The organism is Paraburkholderia fungorum (assembly GCF_046027605.1).
GTDB lineage: Bacteria > Pseudomonadota > Gammaproteobacteria > Burkholderiales > Burkholderiaceae > Paraburkholderia > Paraburkholderia fungorum_F.
The window spans coordinates 72589-88951 of sequence record NZ_JAQQEF010000015.1 but is presented as its reverse complement, the minus strand read 5'-3'; the positions used below and the strand labels follow the sequence as shown (position 1 = coordinate 88951).

Annotated in this window: 9 protein-coding genes; 8 read left to right on the top strand and 1 reads right to left on the bottom strand. The window is 63.9% G+C overall.

What is annotated here, in order from left to right; translation table 11 throughout:
* Positions 1–49: 49 nt before the first annotated feature.
* Positions 50–1150 carry a GGDEF domain-containing protein gene (locus PQR53_RS23785; RefSeq protein ID WP_408459240.1) on the bottom strand — a complete coding sequence of 367 codons (1101 nt, stop codon included), beginning with the start codon at positions 1148–1150 and terminating at the stop codon, positions 50–52.
* Here PQR53_RS23785 and PQR53_RS23780 point away from each other — a divergent pair.
* From PQR53_RS23780 to PQR53_RS23745, 8 genes are all read left to right on the top strand, one after another.
* Positions 1149–1319, top strand: coding sequence for a hypothetical protein (locus PQR53_RS23780; protein WP_408459237.1), 171 nt, complete (start codon positions 1149–1151; stop codon positions 1317–1319). The genes PQR53_RS23785 and PQR53_RS23780 overlap by 2 nt on opposite strands.
* Positions 1320–1780: 461 nt before the next feature.
* The gene (gene bcsD, locus PQR53_RS23775; protein WP_408459234.1) at positions 1781–2236 is read left to right on the top strand and encodes a cellulose biosynthesis protein BcsD; all 456 of its coding nucleotides are present in this window, start codon (positions 1781–1783) and stop codon (positions 2234–2236) included.
* Positions 2237–2470: 234 nt separating this feature from the next.
* A complete protein-coding gene (gene bcsP, locus PQR53_RS23770) occupies positions 2471–3472 on the top strand; it encodes a cellulose biosynthesis protein BcsP (protein WP_408459231.1) in 1002 nt (333 codons plus the stop codon).
* Positions 3469–4257, top strand: a complete 789-nt coding sequence (gene bcsQ / locus PQR53_RS23765; RefSeq protein WP_408459228.1) for a cellulose biosynthesis protein BcsQ — start codon at positions 3469–3471, stop codon at positions 4255–4257. The genes bcsP and bcsQ overlap by 4 nt, the downstream gene beginning before the upstream one ends.
* Positions 4254–6458 carry a UDP-forming cellulose synthase catalytic subunit gene (bcsA, locus tag PQR53_RS23760; protein WP_408459226.1) on the top strand — a complete coding sequence of 735 codons (2205 nt, stop codon included), beginning with the start codon at positions 4254–4256 and terminating at the stop codon, positions 6456–6458. The genes bcsQ and bcsA overlap by 4 nt, the downstream gene beginning before the upstream one ends.
* Before the next feature lie 3 nt (positions 6459–6461).
* Entirely contained in the window at positions 6462–9023 is a 2562-nt protein-coding gene (bcsB, locus tag PQR53_RS23755) for a cellulose biosynthesis cyclic di-GMP-binding regulatory protein BcsB (protein WP_408459223.1), read from the top strand.
* A gap of 10 nt (positions 9024–9033) precedes the next feature.
* Positions 9034–10254, top strand: coding sequence for a cellulose synthase complex periplasmic endoglucanase BcsZ (gene bcsZ, locus PQR53_RS23750; protein ID WP_408459220.1), 1221 nt, complete (start codon positions 9034–9036; stop codon positions 10252–10254).
* The gene (locus PQR53_RS23745) at positions 10245–15092 is read left to right on the top strand and encodes a cellulose synthase subunit BcsC-related outer membrane protein (protein WP_408459217.1); all 4848 of its coding nucleotides are present in this window, start codon (positions 10245–10247) and stop codon (positions 15090–15092) included. Before bcsZ ends, PQR53_RS23745 begins: the two co-directional genes overlap by 10 nt.
* Positions 15093–16363: the final 1271 nt, after the last annotated feature.

Sequence of the window (16363 nt, the reverse complement as noted above, 5' to 3'; positions counted from 1 at the left end):
AATATTTATGCCACGCCCGCAAATAGAATGGCGCCCCGCCCCGCCGGGACTACGCGGCCATCACGACGCGATTGCGTCCCGAGGCCTTGGCGGCATATAACGCGCCGTCAGCACGCGCCATCAACTGGGCAAGCAATTCGTCGCGCCGATGCTGGTCCACCCCAACGCTGAAGGTGTATTTCAGTCCACGCGGCAACTCGAGCGGCGTGGCCGACGCGAGTTGAACCCGCAGACGGTCCAGCAAGCTCACCGCTTCGGCGGCGGTGGTTGCCGGGCAAAGCACGCCGAACTCCTCGCCGCCCAGCCGCCCGAACACGTCGCCGGCCCGCAGGTTGCCGGCGACGAACGTCGCAAAATGGCTCAGCACCTGGTCGCCGGCGGCATGGCCGTAGCTGTCGTTGACGGTTTTGAACGAATCGATGTCGATGATCGCCATCGTCATCGGCGAGCGAGTGCGGCGAGCCGTGTTCAGCAGCGCGTCGCCGGCCGCGAGAAACGCCCGGCGCGACAGCGCGCCCGTCAATTCGTCGACATTGGCGAGCCGCTCGAGCCGCTCGGCGAGACGGTCATGCGCCAGCATCACCACTCCGATCGAAAGGGACGGCGTCGCGAGAATGCCGAGTGCGAGAAAAACGACGTTGCTCGGCGACACCTGCAGCAAGTCGGACTGCAACAACATGCCAAAGCCGTAAAAAACGCCGCGCGAAACATGCCCGATACATAACAGCAACGCCGCGACCGCGAGAAAGTAGTAGCTGTAGCGCGGCCGGTTGGCGGGGCGGTCGCGCAACATCATCATGGCAAGCATCGCATAGAGGATCGCGTGATATGCCGACACTACGGCCACGCGTGCGTTGAAGTCCGGAACCGCAAAGGTCCAGTAAATAATGCAGAGCAATACCGCAAGCGCGCCGGCGTAGGCCGCCCACGGCCGCGTGCGGCGGCCCAGAAACCGGTCACAGCCTTCGACCACCAGCAGCAGTGAGACGGCCAGCAGTTCATTGGCCGCCACGATACCCACCCAGTGCGATGTGTGGCCCTGCGAGACAAAGGCAAGCAGCGCCACGATCGCGACCGCACTGGCCGAGATCCAGTAACCGACGCCGGGAATCGCCGCGCGCCATAACGAGCCGAGCACGGCCATGCTCATGGCACTCGATAAAACCGTGACAGCCAGAATAGTGAGTGGATTGATCATTGTTATTGAGTCGAACAGCATCCCCGTGGTGCGCCGTGCTCCGCTGGTTGCGCGGTTGCCCCATTGCATGAACAGCCGGCTGCGCAAGTTCGTCAGCTTTCTGGCCCCCGACAAAAGTTGAGGTCGCAACGATTCTGCACGATTCTGCAAGAATTACCGGCAAAGGCAAATGCCTATCTCATTCGCACAAACGCAAAGCGTTGCATTTGCCACGAAATAAAACACTAGAGCAACGATAAAACCGGCACTGCCAGGGTCATGCGGGCAACGCTTAAAACGATGACGAATGCCTGGACACCGGCTAAGCGCCGGTGGGCAAGACCAAAAGCGATTCACACAGGAAAAATTACGCCGTGGATCTGCATCCGCCACAAATGTCTGCACGTATAAACCAGACGAATGTAAAGTTGGCTTAAAGTTAATCTCTTAAGTAGACTTCTGCGAAGTGTGGCGGAAAGACTAGACAGTCCGGTAAAAATAACCTAAGGCGCGTGCAATGCGCGGCCTTCCCTACCGCGTTCATTTGTATTCGTCGGCATCCATTTTTTACACGGCCCACGCATGGGCCATTTCCCGGAAAACATGGTCCCAATTCTCGATTACCTGCTGGAGCGCCAAATCTCGCCACAGTGGCGCGGCATGCTGACTGCGCTTGCGACAGAGTTCGAAGCGCAGATCGGTCGCGACGAGCTGCGCCAACTGATGTATCGCGTCGGCTGCCGGTTCGCGGCAGTGCATCAATTGCCCGCATGCGGGTCAACGGCTGAGCTCGCTCAGGCATTAAATCTGTACTGGCATGACATGGATTGGGGCTACGTCGAGTTGTCCGACGAAGCCGAGTCCTTGCGCATCGTTCATTACTGCGCGCCGCTGCAGGCATTCGGCCACACGGCGCTCGCATGGACCCCGGCGTTTCTCGAAGGTGTCTATCAGACCTGGTTGAGCGCATTGGGCGCACAGGGCTTGTCGGTGGTGCAAACCAGCGAGTACGGCGCGGACACCGCGATCGAGTTTCGGCTAGGGCGGCATTCCGTCTGAGCGGACCGGCAAGCGAAGCCGCCAGCCGAACCGGGTAGGTGGTTCGAAAAGAGAAGAACCGCCCTCAGGCATGCGCCGGCAGGACCGGCTCGCATCCGGTGAAGAGTCGCCAGGCAACAGGCAGTAGAGGAACGCGCCAGACCGGTGCGCGTGATGTGGCAATGCCAGCATTCCAGCGCCGCGCATAAGTAAAGGGATCGGAGCAAAACAAGTCATGAACAAGACGGCGGCACTATGAGTTCATCAAGCGACATCGAGAAACTGTTCGATCATTTCGGCGGCGACGCGAACGCGTACCAGGAAATCGGCCGCGAAAACGAAGCGCGTTCGGCGCGCACCCGTTGGCCGCTGCTGGTGACGCTGGACCTGACCCAGCCGAAGATTCCCGCAATCGGACAACGCCGTGAGCCGCCTCGCGAGCCATTGGCCAGCACCGCGCAGGCGGCAGCCATCGACCGTCAGGACACGACGCCTAAAGACGCGGTCTCGGTGACGCGCGCGAAGGCGCCGCTCTTCACCCGCTCGCATCGACGGGACATTCCGCCGGTCGCCACCGCCGCTGCTCAGCCTGCCGCGCCGAGCGGCGCTTCGCGTTTCGGCGCGCTAGAAGCGAACGCTGATGCCGATGCGCAAGCGGCGCCATCCACGCAAGCGGCGTCGGCCCCGGCGCGGCTCGACGCGGCGGCCCCGGCGGCGACCCGTGCGGCGCCTGCCGTCGCCCTCCCACAGATGTCGCCGACCGCCGCGCAAGTCGCCCCTGCACCGGTGCCCCCGATCATGTCGCGTGCGAGTATTCCGCCGGTGGCGCAGTCCCGCGCGCCGGCCATGCCTGTCGCGCAACCTGTGACCGGCATGTCGCCAAGCGCGCCGACGCCGGCGCGCGCCGGGATCCCCGCCGTCACACCACGCGCCGCCGCTCCGACATGGACGCAAGCGCCATCGGTTCACGCTCAGGCTCACACGCACACCCCCACCTACACCACCGCGCCCGCGGCGCCGAAACCACCTGCTTCGATCCTCGGCAAGCTGTTCGCTTCGGAACCCGAACTGGCGTCGGCGCCGCAGCCCGCTGCGCCCGTGGGCGAATCCGTACCGCTGCAATCGGTGTTCGACCGTCTGCGTGGCACACCCGCGCAAACGGCCGCAGCACCAGCCGCTGCGCCGGCCACTACTGCTGGCGTCGCCACGGCCGCCGTCTCCAACTCGTGGCTGGTCAACGGCCCTCGTCGCTCATGAAAGTCATCTCGGTCGTGTCCGCCAAAGGCGGGGTCGGTAAAACCACCCTCGCCGCCAATCTCGCTTCCGTGCTGGCCGCCGGCGGCCGGCGCGTGATCGCCCTCGACCTCGATCCGCAGAACGCGCTGCGTCTGCATTTCGGCGTGCCGCTTGACAGCATCGACGGTTTGTCGCGCGCGACGTTGACGGGCGATCCATGGCAATCGGTGATGTTCGACGGCGTAGACGGTGTGACCGTGCTGCCCTATGGCGCGCTGCTTGAAGACGACCGCCGCCGCTTCGAAGCGCACCTCGACCAGGACCCGGGCTGGCTCGCGCAGGCGCTGCAAACGCTGCGGCTCGACGCGTCCGACATCGTCATCATCGACACCCCGCCGGGTTCGTCGGCGTACGTACGCACTGCGTTGTGCGCGGCCACCTTCACGCTGAACGTGGTTCTCGCCGACGCCGCTTCGTACGCGGCGATTCCGCTAATGGAACGGCTGATTGAAACGTACGCGGCGCCGCGCCCCGAGTTTGGCGGCGAAGGCTATGTGATCAATCAGATCGACCAGTCGCGCCAGTTGACCAAAGATGTTCTCAAGGTCTTGCGCCAGATGCTCGGCAACAAGCTCTTCCCGGGCGTGATCCATCTGGACGAAGGCGTGAGCGAAGCGCTTGCGTGCGACACCACGCTGATTCACTACGATCCACTCAGCCAGGCGGCCGCCGATTTTCGCGCGTGCGGCAACTGGCTGATGGCGGCGGTCGATGCGATCGCCGTCTCGCCGAGGAACGTCGCATGAGCACGCCTTCTTCGCAGGGCCTCGAAGGCGCGGAGCCGTCGCGGCTCGAACGCATCGTCGACGCGCGCTTCTGGAACAGCCGGATCGTGACGGCACTGGTCACGCTGTTCGCGCTGACGATGCTGTACTTCGTGTTCACGGTGCCGCTCGCGTTCTACGAACAACTCACGTTCGCGACCTGCTGCTTCATCACCGCGCTGTGGTTCCGCCGCCTGCCTGGCCGCTACGCGACGATGGTGATGATCATGCTCTCGGTGGTCACGTCGGGCCGCTATATGTACTGGCGACTGACTTCGACCACTTACTGGGAACATCCGCTCGACGCCGCCTGGGGCCTGTTGCTGGTGTCGGCTGAAGTCTATTCGACCATCGTGCTGCTGCTCGGCTACTTCCAGACCGCGTGGCCGCTCAAACGCACGCCGATGCCGCTGCCCGCTTCGCGCGACCTGTGGCCGAGCGTCGACGTGTTCATCCCGACCTACAACGAGCCGCTCACGGTGGTGAAGCCAACCATCTTCGCCGCGCTCGCGCTCGACTATCCGGCCGACAAGATTTCGATCCACGTGCTCGACGACGGCCGCCGCCCCGAGTTCAAGGCGTTCTGCGAAGAAGTCGGCGTCAACTGGACGATCCGCACGCACAACCGCCACGCGAAGGCCGGCAACATCAATGAAGCCTTGAAGATCACGCAAGGCGAATACCTCGCGATCTTCGACTGCGATCACATTCCAACCCGCTCGTTCCTGCAGATCGGCCTCGGCTGGTTCCTGCGCGACAAGCTGCTGTCAATGCTGCAAACGCCGCACCACTTTTTCTCGGCCGATCCGTTCGAGCGCAATCTCGGCACCTTCCGCAAAGTGCCGAACGAAGGCGAACTGTTCTACGGTCTCGTGCAGGACGGCAACGATCTGTGGAACGCCACGTTCTTCTGCGGCTCGTGCGCGCTGTTGCGCCGGAGCATGGTCGAAGAGATCGGCGGCATCGCGGTGGAAACCGTGACTGAAGACGCGCACACCGCGCTGAAGCTGCACCGCCTCGGCTACACCACGGCGTATCTGGCCATTCCGCAAGCGGCGGGTCTCGCCACCGAGAGTCTGTCCGGCCACATCGGTCAGCGGATTCGCTGGGCGCGCGGCATGACGCAGATTTTCCGGATCGACAACCCGCTTACCGGCAAGGGCCTGAAAATCGGCCAGCGGCTCTGTTATCTGAACGCGATGATGCACTTCTTCTACGGCGTCCCGCGTCTCGTGTTCCTCACCGCGCCGCTGTCGTATCTGTTCTTCGGCGCGCACGTGATCGAAGCCGCCGCCAGCACGATCGCGATCTACGCGCTGCCGCACATGATGCATGCGAGCATCACCAATTCGCGGATGCAGCGCTCGTTCCGCCATTCGTTCTGGGCCGAAGTGTATGAATCGGTGCTGGCGTCGTATATCACCGCGCCCACGTTGCTCGCGCTGATCAACCCGAAGCTCGGCAAGTTCAACGTGACGGCCAAGGGCGGCCAGATCGAGAAGAACTATTTCGACTGGGCGATCTCACGGCCGTATCTGTTCCTGCTGTTGCTGAACCTGATCGGCTTCGTCGTGGGGATCGTGCATATCTATCTGAACTGGCACATCCGCAGCGTGGTGAACACGACCATCCTGAACCTCGGCTGGACCACCTACAACATGCTGATTCTCGGCGCGAGCGTGGCCGCGGCCAGCGAGCGCCGGCAGATCCGCGCGGTGCACCGCGTGGCGATGCGCATGCCCGTGATGCTGAAGTTCTCGACCGGCCGCACGCTTGCCTGCGAAACCATCGACTATTCGGAAGGCGGCGTCGGCGTGGAACTGCCGGCCAAAATCGAAGTGCCCATGCACGAACGCGTCACCGTTTCGCTGTTTCGCGGCGACGAGGAATATGCGTTCCCCGCCACCGTCGGCTTCACGGCGCCGGGCCGGGTGGGCCTGCGCTTCGCCGCGATGACGCGCGAACAGGAGTACGAGTTCGTCAAGACCACCTTCGCACGCGCCGACGCCTGGACCGGCTGGGCCGAGGGACGTCAGCAGGACACGCCGTTGCGTGGTCTGTCGCACGTGCTCACGGTCGGCGCGCGCGGCATCGCGGGTCTATTCGAACATCTTTATGCCGACCTTCGAAGCTCGATGAAAAGCCGTCCGGTGGACGTCAAGAAGCTAAAAACCAAAGACTGATCTATGGGCAACAGGATGGCGAAGTCAAACGTCGAACGCTCGAATCACGAGCGCAGTGGGATGGACCCGGAGCCGCGTCGTTTCGGCCGTCTCCGTTCGCAACGGTTGATGCGCGGGCTCGCCTGCTGGCTCGTGTTGCAGACCGCGTTGGCGGCGCCGCTCGCGTCGGCGGCTGAAGTGGCCGCGGCGGCCATGAGCGGTGCCAGCGCGTCGCCAGCCGGCCAGGCGCCGGCGGCTCAGGGCGCAGCGGGCGCGCGCGTCGCCACCGGGGTGGGCAATGTGCCCGCGCCGAGCGCGGCCGTCCCCTATGATCCGAACACGATCGCGCAACCGCAACTGGCCACGCCGACACCGGCGCTTGCCGCGGTGTCGGTGAAAGCGCTGGGCAACAGAACGCCGACCACGGCCGAACCGGGCACGCTGGTGCCGGGTGGCCGCCGTCAAACGCTCACTTTCGCCGACCTCGGCGCACATGACCCCCTGCAACTGCGCGGCACCGACGGCCAGAACGGCGTCGCGTTTTCCGTACGCGGCGACGAAGTGGTGACCGGCGCGATCCTGCATCTGGTCTATAGCTACTCGCCCGCGCTGCTCGCGAATCTTTCCCAGCTGAAAGTGCTGGTGAACGGCGAAGTCGCCGCGACGCTGCCGGTGCCGCACGAACAGGCCGGCATGCTGGTGGCGCGCGACGTCTCGATCGATCCGCGTTTCATCACCGAATTCAATCACCTGAACGTGCAGTTGATCGGCCATTACACGACGAGCTGCGAAGACCCGGCGAATTCGTCGTTGTGGGCCACGGTCAGCAATGCCAGTTCGCTCGATCTGACCTATGCGTCGCTTGCCAGCAAGCCGGATCTCGCCGCGTTGCCGCAGCCGTTCTTCGATCGCCGCGACGTGCGCCGTCTCGAGTTGCCGTTCGTGTTTCCGCAAAAACCGGGCGCCGCCACGCTCGAAGCGGGCGGCATCGTCGCCTCGTGGTTCGGCGCGCTCGCCGGCTATCGCGGCGCGCTGTTCCCGGCGCAACTGGATAACGCGCCGCTGTCGGGCAACGCGGTGGTCTTTGCGACCGACGACCAGCGTCCGGCCGGCGTAACGATTCCTGCGATTTCCGGTCCGACCATCGCGGTCGTGGATCGTGAAGCGCCGGCGCGCGGCAAGCTGCTGCTCGTGCTCGGGCGCACCGAAGCCGAACTGAAAACCGCCGCCAGGTCACTTGGCATCGGCCAGAACGCGCTGACCGGCGCGAGCGCGACGATCACCCAGTTGAACGAACTGGTGCCGCGTGCGCCGTACGACGCGCCGAACTGGCTGCCCACCAACCGCCCCGTGCGTTTCGGCGAGCTCGCCGACGCGCGCGACCTGAGCGTATCCGGCTACGACGCCGACGCCGTGCGCGTCAATCTGCGCGTGCCGCCCGACCTGTTCATGTGGCACACCAAGGGCGCGCCCATCGACCTGCGCTACCGCTACACGGTGCGCCCGCTGCGGGATCGTTCGTCGCTGAATGTCAGCGTCAATGACGGCTTCGTGCAGGCGCTGCCGATTCCGGCCGAATCAAGCTCGGTGTTCGAGCTAAGCCATTACTTCGGGCGCGTGTTGCCGGACAAGACTGCCGAAGCGCGCCGCACAGTGCATATTCCGCCGCTGCTGCTGACGCCGCGCGCGCAAGTGCGTCTGCATTTCTATTACGACATTCCGAACACCGGCGAATGTCATGGCCGTCTGCTGGACAACGTGGTCGGCGCGATCGATCCGAACTCGAGCATCGATCTGTCGTCGTTCCCGCATTACATGGCATTGCCCGATCTCGCGGCTTTCGCCAACAGCGGCTTCCCGTTCACGCGCATGGCCGACTTGTCCGAGACCGCGGTGATCCTGCCGAACGAGGCCGATTCGAGCGACTACAGCCTGTACCTGTTGACGATGGGCCGGATGGGCGCATCGACGGGTTATCCGGTGAACGGCGTCACGGTCGGCACGGCCGACGACGTCGACAAGTACGCCAACAAGGATTTGCTGATTTTCGGCGCGCCCGGCAAGCAACCGCTATTGCAGCGCTGGGCCAGGTCGATGCCGTTCTCCAGCGACGGCGATTCGCGCACCTTCGCGCTCTCCGACGTCGTCTTCAAGCTCGAGGACTGGTGGCATGGCGAGCGCGGTGTCGAACGTTCGCCCGCGCGCGCCGACCTGACGCTCGTGAGTTCGAACGGCGCGGCCCTGCTGACCGGTTTCGAATCGCCGCTGCAGAAGAACCGCAGCGCCGTCGCGCTGGTGAGCGCGGCCGGCCAGTCGGACGCCGATCTGTCCACCGCGCTGCTCGACGCCGACGTGCTGCCGCAGATTCAAGGCGCGATGGCCGTGATTCACGGCCGCACGGTCACTATCACGTCGAACGGCGAAGCGTACTACGTCGGCCATTTGTCGCCGCAGGAATATCTGCGCTGGGCGCTCTCGTCGCATCCGCTGTTGCTGATGCTGGGCGGCGTGCTCGCGGCGCTGATCATCGCGGGTCTGTGCTACCGGACGCTGCGTTCGATCGCCGCGCGCCGCCTCAGGGACTGACAGGACTGATATGCCGGTTCGACTCAATCAGACACGCGTGGCGCTGACGCTCGGGCTTGGCTTCGGCCTTGCCCTCACGGCGGCGACGAGTTTTGCCGCGGGTTCTGCCCATCTCACGAGAGTAGCCCAGAGCACGTCGACGCCCGCCCAGACGGGGCCGTGCAACAACGATTGGCCCGCCTATCGCACGTTTGTCGAACGCTTCGTGCAGGCGGACGGCCGCGTGATCGACTATACGTCGCCGCAGTTGAAAACCACCTCGGAAGGCCAGTCGTACGGTCTCTTCTTCGCGCTGGTCGCAAACGATCGCGCCACCTTCGACCGGCTGCTCAACTGGACCCGCACCAATCTCGCGAACAATCAGTTCGATCCGCAAAACGTGCGGCTGCCGGCGTGGCTCTGGGGCAAAAAGCCGGACGGCTCGTATGGCGTGCTCGATCAGAATTCCGCCTCCGACGCCGACCTGTGGATCGCCTACGATCTGCTGCAAGCCGGCCGTCTGTGGCGTGAGCCGGGTTATACGCAACTCGGTCAGGCGCTCGCCGCACAAATCGCGCGCCAGGAAATGACCACGCTGCCGGGTGTCGGCCCGATGCTGCTGCCCGGACCGCAGGGCTTCAACGAAGGCGGCGTGACGCGCCTGAATCCGAGCTATCTGCCCTTGCCGGTGCTGCGCGCGCTGGCTCATGACGTGCCTGACGGTCCGTGGGGCAAACTCGCCGACAGTGCGTACAAGCTCATCAAGACCATCGCTCCACAAGGCTTCGCGCCCGACTGGGCGGCATGGCGCAACGGTCAGTTCGTGGTCGACCCGAAAGACGGCGACACCGGCAGTTACGACGCGATTCGCGTCTATCTGTGGGCCGGCGTCGCCTCGGCCGCCGATCCGCTTGCCAGACCGTGGCTCGCGGCCGTCGGCGGCATGCGCGCGAAGGTTGCGCAAACCGGCATTCCGCCCGAGAAGGTTTCGTCGACCACCGGCACGGCGAGCGGCGAAGGCCCGTTGAGTTACTGGGGCGCGCTCGCGCCGTACTTCAAGTCGCTCGGCGACGAGCACGGCCTCGGTCTCGCGCGCACCCATCTGGCCGCGCTCGACACCAGCGTGCCGGGCCGCGAACCTGTCTATTACGATCGTGTGCTGGGTTTGTTCGGCACCGGATTCATCGACGGCCGCTATCGTTTCGACGAAGCCGGTCGTCTCGTGCCGAGTTGGAGAAATGCATGCGATTGAGCGCCCTCGCGTTTTCATTGCGGTTCGCGCTGAGCCTCACGGCTGTCTGCTGCGTGGCGACGGCTTCGCCCGACGCATTGGCGCAGGCCTCGAAAGATCCCCTAAGCGTGCTGATCGATCAGGGCAAGTACTGGCAATCGCATCAACGCGGCGACCTCGCCGAGCAGGCGTGGCAAAAGGTGCTGCGCATCGATCCGAAGCAGCCCGACGCGCTGTACGGCATGGGCATGGTGCTCGCCGACCGCAAGGACGGTGCTGGCGCGCAGCAGTACCTCGCGCGCCTGAAGGCGGCAGCGCCGAACTATCCGAATCTGGACGAACTGGGGCGGCGTCTCGGCGAATCGAGCGTGCGCGACCAAACCGTCAACGATGCACGGCGGCTCGCGCAAAGCGGCCAAAGCGCGAGCGCGGTACAGGAATATCAGCGCGCGCTGGACGGCAAGCCGGCTACGCCTCAACTGCAACTCGAGTATTACCAGGCGCTCTCCGCTACGCCGCAAGGCTGGGACCAGGCGCGCCGCGGCCTCGAACAGCTCGCGCGCGACAACCCCGACGATCCGCGCTACGCCCTCGCCTACGCACAGCATCTGACGTATCGCGATGTGACGCGCCGCGACGGTATCGCGCGCTTGCAGAAGCTCGCCGCCGACAGCACGGTCGGCGCGTCGGCGAAGAAGGCCTGGCGGCAGGCGCTGTTGTGGCTCGACGCACGGCCCTCCGATGCCGCGCTGTACGAGGCGTATCTGCAAGGCGCACCGGATGACGCCGCGGTCAAGGCGCGCTACGAGTCGATGGTTCAGCAGGACAAGGCGGCCCGCGATCGCGCCCAGCAAAACGCCACCGTCGACGCGCGCGGCCGCATCATCGCCGACGGTTTCGCCGCGCTCGACCGTGACGATCTCGTCATGGCACGCGCGAAGTTTTCGTCAGTTCTGGCGAATAGTCCGAACGATACCGACGCGCTCGGCGGCATGGGTATCGCCGCGTTGAAGCAGGAACATTTTGCCGAAGCCCGCAACTATCTGGAACGCGCGTCGCGCGGCGGCAATCCGGCGCGCTGGAAAACCGCGCTCGATAGCGCGACCTACTGGACCTATACCAGCGACGCGATCGGCGCGCGCAGCAATGGCGAATTCGCGAAGGCGAAGTCGCTGTTCGAACGCGCGATCGCACTGAATCCGTCCGACGTCACCGCACAGGTATTACTCGGCGAAATGCTGCTCGCCAACGGCGATCCAGTCGGCGCGGAACAGGCCTACCGGATGGCGCTGCGCCGCCAGGCCGACAATCCCGACGCGATTCGCGGCCTCGTCGGCGCGCTCGCCGCGCAAGGCCGCGGTGACGAAGCGCTGCAATTCGCCAATCAGCTGAACACCGAACAGCAAGCGAAGGCCGGCGGCATCAACCGTCTGCGTGGCGAGGCGCAGGCCGCCCAGGCACGCGCCGCCGAAGCGCGTGGCGATCTCGGCAGCGCGCGCAGCCTGTTCGAAGACGCGTTGCTGAATACGCCCGACGATCCCTGGCTGCGCCTGGACCTCGCGCGGATTTACGTGCGCCAGGGCGCGGTGGCGAATGCGCGCAGCATGATGGATGGTCTGCTCGCCGCGCATCCCGACATGACCGACGCGCTGTATGCGAGTGCGTTGTTGTCGGCGGAAACGCAGGACTGGGCCACCGGTCTCGCGCAACTCGACCGGATTCCGGTCGCGCAACGCACCGATGCGATGACGACTTTGCAGCACCGCTTGTGGGTGCATCAGCAGGCCGATCTCGCGACACGGATGGCGCGCAATGGGCAGACGCAACAGGCGCTGGCCACGTTGCAAGCAGCCGAGCCGGTCGCCGGCAACAGCCCCGAACTGATCGGCGTGATCGCCGCTGCGTATCAACAAGCGGGCGACCCGGGTCGCGCGTTGAGCCTCGTGCGCGGCGCGATGAATGAGGCGCCCGGCAACACTGATTTGCTGCTGCAATATGCGGGCATTCTGTCCGCCACGCAGCAGGAAGCCGAGCTTGGCATGGTGATGCGCAGACTTGCGTCGATGCAATTGACGCCGCAGCAGCGCACGGATTTCGGCAATCTGAATCTGGGTATCGTCATCAAGCAATGCGACACGGTGCGTCAGCGCGGCGACCTTGCCAGCGCCTACGACGTGATCGCGCCGTGGCTCGCGGCGATGCCCGACAATCCCGATTTGCAAGCCGCCCTTGGCCGCCTCTATTCGAGCGCCGGCGACGACCGCAATGCGCTCGCCAGTTACCGCGTTGCGTTGCAGCGCAAGCCCGACGACCTGAACCTGCTGCAAGCGGCGATTTCCGCGGCGGCCGGTGCGAAACAGTTCAGCTATGCCGAATCGCTCGCGCGGCAAGCACTTGCCGCGGCGCCAGGCGATCCGGGCGTGCTGGCCACGGTCGGCCGCATGTATCGGGCCGAAGGCAAATTGTCGCTCGCGGCGACGTATCTGCAACGCTCGCTGGTCGCTGCCAATACGCCGCTGATGGCCAACGCGCCGCGCGCCAATGCAGCGGGCAACGTGCCGCGTGGCTGGGAAGCCGCGATGCGCCGGATTGGCGCGACGCCGCTGCCGGGCACCAATCCTTTCGAAGGTAAAACCGCAACGATCTCGCCGACCGACGCCGACAACGCCGCATTTGCCGGCGGCGGCTCCAATGCCGCGCGCGCATCGCTTCCGTATTCGCAGTCCTCCTTGCCGTCACAGACCGTGCCGAACTATCCGCCTCCCACGTCTCCCACGCCGCCCGCGCCTTACGTCGCGCCTTATATGGCGCCGTCCCAGCCGTATGTGCCGAATCCCGCGCCTGCCGCCCTTCCTTATAACGCGCCGGGTCAGGGCGCCAACTCGGGTGGCTACGGTCAGGAGACTTATGGGTCGAGCCAGTCGGGCGCACCGTTGCAGCCTTATCCCGGTCAAAGCCAGCCGCGGATGCAAGCGCAGATGCAGCAGGCTCCGCAACAGCAATACGAGGCGGGGTATCCGCAGCAATCCGGGTACTCGCAGCAAGGTGGGTATCCTCAGCCGACGCAATATCAGCAGCAGGCCGGCTATCCGCAACAAGGTGGGTATCCTCAGCCGACGCAATATCAGCAGCAGGCGCCGGACGGCTATGCGACCACACCGTGGCCGATGTCGCCCGCGGCACGCGAAGCGCAGGCCAATGCCGGTTCGACGCAAGCCCCGCGTTACACGGGCGCGGCCAGCGGCACGAAACACTCGACCAGCAAGAAGCAAAGCACGTCGAAGAGCAATCGCAACGCGCCAGCCTATGCACAGGCGCCGTATGGACAACCGCAAGGCTATCCACAGCAGCAGCAACAACAGCCCTACTACGGCCAGCAGCCTTATCCGCAGCAACAACAGGGCTATGCGCAGCAGCCTTATCAACCGTATCCGCCGCAGCCGGCTTACGGTCAGCAGCCTTATCAGCCGTATCCGAATCAGGGCTCGGGTTATTACGCGCAACAACAGCAGCCGTATATCCCGCAGCCGCCGACAGGTTACGCGCAGCCGTATTATCCGCAACAACCCGGCACGAACAGCAATGGCGGCAACTACTCACAGCCGAACGCGGCGAACGTGGCGAGCGCACAGACGCTTGGCGTGGCCGAAGAACTGGCGCAGATCAATCGCGAACAGGCGAGCACCGTGTCGGGCGGGATCGTGTTTCGCAACCGCTCGGGCGAGGACGGCCTGTCGACGCTCACCGATATCGAAGCGCCCATTCAGGGGCGCATCAAGGCGGGCAACGGCCATATCGTCGTGACGGCGACGCCGGTTACGCTGGATGCCGGCACCGCGTCGGGCAATGTCTCGACACTCGCGCGCTTTGGCGCCGGGCTGTCCAACAGCACATCCGCGTCGGCGGCGATTGCCGGCAACAACAACTATGGCAGCCAGACTGCGAGCGGCGTGGGTTTGTCGCTCGGCTACCAGGGCCGCAGCTTTAACGGCGATGTCGGCGTGACGCCGCTGGGTTTCCCCGAGAAGACCGTCGTGGGCGGTTTGCAATACAACGGTGGCATTACCGACAAGGTGTCGTATTCGCTGGCCGTCGCGCGCCGCGCGGTGACTGACAGCTTGCTGTCGTATGCTGGGGCGCGCGACTCGGGCTCCGGTCTCGAGTGGGGTGGCGTCACGTCCAACGGCGGTCTTGCCAGCCTTGCATGGGATGACGGCACGAGTGGCCTCTATGTGAACGCTGCGTACCAGCACTATCAGGGTGATCACGTCGCGAGCAACAACGCGGTGAAAGGCGGCGGCGGGGTCTACACGCGACTGTTGAAAGATGCCGATCAGACGTTGACCGTTGGTGTGAACACGACACTGATGTCTTACGACAAGAACCTGTCGTACTTCACTTATGGTCAGGGCGGGTACTTCAGTCCGCAACAGTACATGATCCTGAATTTGCCGGTGGAATGGACGGGGCGCAACGGCGCGTTTACTTATGACGTGAAGGGATCGATTGGCGTGCAGCATTATCGCCAGGACGCATCGAATTACTTCCCGCTCAATGATGGTTCTAGCCGTCAGAGCGACGCGGCGGCGGAGGCCAAATTCATCGGCACGGGTGTGGATAGTGGCGCGGTTTATCCTGGGCAGAGTAAGACTGGGGTTTCTTATTCGCTTAGCGCGGTGGGGGAGTATCAACTGGCGCCGCAGTTGGCGTTTGGGGCCACCGCTTCGCTCGGCAATGCTTATGAGTATCGAGAGTGGCTCGCGGCGGTTTATTTGAGGTATAGCTTTAGTAAACAGACTGGCTTGCAGCCGTTTCCGCCTACCGCGGTTAGTTCGCCGTATTTGTCTTTGTCTAATTAGGGGTTTTTTGCCTGCGGCGGCGGTGTTTTTCTGAGCGCCCGCGGTGGTGGTGTTTTTCTGATTTTTTTCGTCTGTTTGTGGTTGGTTTGTGGTTGGTTTGTGGTTGGTTTGTGGTTGGTTTGTGGTTGGTTTGTGGTTGGTTTGTGGTTGGTTTGTGGTTGGTTTGTGGGCCTAGGGCGTGGGCCTTTCCTTGATTTCTTATTGGTCTATTAGCGTCGCCCCTGTGCGGGGCAGGCACCTACTTTTCTTTGCCTGCCGCAAAGAAAAGTAGGCAAAAGAAAGCGGCTCACCCCGCTAGCTTATAAGCGGGTCCCCCGCACAGTCACAGTAGTGGTACATCTGGAATCCGTGCCCTCGCACATTCAGCGTGAGTGACACAGGAGTCATACTTCCAGCGGCGCTGCGCGCGCCGAAGGGTACCCCACAAACCGATCGCCGCGCTTCACACTCGCGTTTATGCCCACTATCGTGGCTCGCATCGAATCGTCACAGCCCCTCGCTACCAATAGCGATTGCCCCCCCCTCCGCAGCTACAACATGCCCGCTTCGCTTGATCCCTGTTTGCCACGTTCATTCGCTTACCATGTTCCGTCTTCCGTCTGCCGTCTGCCGTCTGCCGTCTGCCGTCTGCCGTCTGCCGTCTGCCGTCTGCCGTCTGCCGTTTGCCGTTGCCGTTGCCGTTGCCGTTTGCATGTTCCGTTTGCCGTGTTCTGCTAGCCGTGTTCTGCTAGCCGTATTCTGCTAGCCGTATTCTGCTAGCCGTATTCTGCTAGCCGTGTTCTGCTAGCCGTGTTCTGCTAGCCGTGTTCTGCTAGCCGTGTTCTGCTAGCCGTGTTCATTCGCCGGCGGCTTCGTCACTAAATTATTTGGGCGTCTTGCCGAGGCGAAGCCGATGGTTCCCGCCGCATCCAAACGAAGCCCGATGGTTCTGATGAGTCCTTCCGGCGAGCACGCAGTGCGAGGCGGGAAGTATGACTGCTTTGTCACTCGCGCTGAATGTGCGAGGGCACGGATTCCAGATGCACCACTACCGTGACTGTGCGGGGGGCCCGCTTATAAGCTAGCGGGGTGAGCCGCTTTCTTTTGCCTACTTTTCTTTGCGGCAGGCAAAGAAAAGTAGGTGCCTGCCCCGCACAGGGGCGACGCTAATACACCAATAACAAATCAAGGAAAGGCCCACGCCGTAGGCACACAGCCAAAGCGCCCGCAGGCAAACAGATCAAGGAAAGGCCCACGCCGCAGGCACACAACCAAAGCGCCCCGCTGGCAAA

What these genes read in the sequence shown, in the direction of transcription:
- PQR53_RS23780 (WP_408459237.1), top strand. Translation starts at nt 1,149, where the DNA reads ATGGCACTCGATAAAACCGTGACAGCCAGAATAGTGAGTGGATTGATC.
- PQR53_RS23785 (WP_408459240.1), bottom strand. Translation starts at nt 1,150, where the DNA reads ATGAGCATGGCCGTGCTCGGCTCGTTATGGCGCGCGGCGATTCCCGGC.
- bcsD (WP_408459234.1), top strand. Translation starts at nt 1,781, where the DNA reads ATGGTCCCAATTCTCGATTACCTGCTGGAGCGCCAAATCTCGCCACAG.
- bcsP (WP_408459231.1), top strand. Translation starts at nt 2,471, where the DNA reads ATGAGTTCATCAAGCGACATCGAGAAACTGTTCGATCATTTCGGCGGC.
- bcsQ (WP_408459228.1), top strand. Translation starts at nt 3,469, where the DNA reads ATGAAAGTCATCTCGGTCGTGTCCGCCAAAGGCGGGGTCGGTAAAACC.
- bcsA (WP_408459226.1), top strand. Translation starts at nt 4,254, where the DNA reads ATGAGCACGCCTTCTTCGCAGGGCCTCGAAGGCGCGGAGCCGTCGCGG.
- bcsB (WP_408459223.1), top strand. Translation starts at nt 6,462, where the DNA reads ATGGGCAACAGGATGGCGAAGTCAAACGTCGAACGCTCGAATCACGAG.
- bcsZ (WP_408459220.1), top strand. Translation starts at nt 9,034, where the DNA reads ATGCCGGTTCGACTCAATCAGACACGCGTGGCGCTGACGCTCGGGCTT.
- PQR53_RS23745 (WP_408459217.1), top strand. Translation starts at nt 10,245, where the DNA reads ATGCGATTGAGCGCCCTCGCGTTTTCATTGCGGTTCGCGCTGAGCCTC.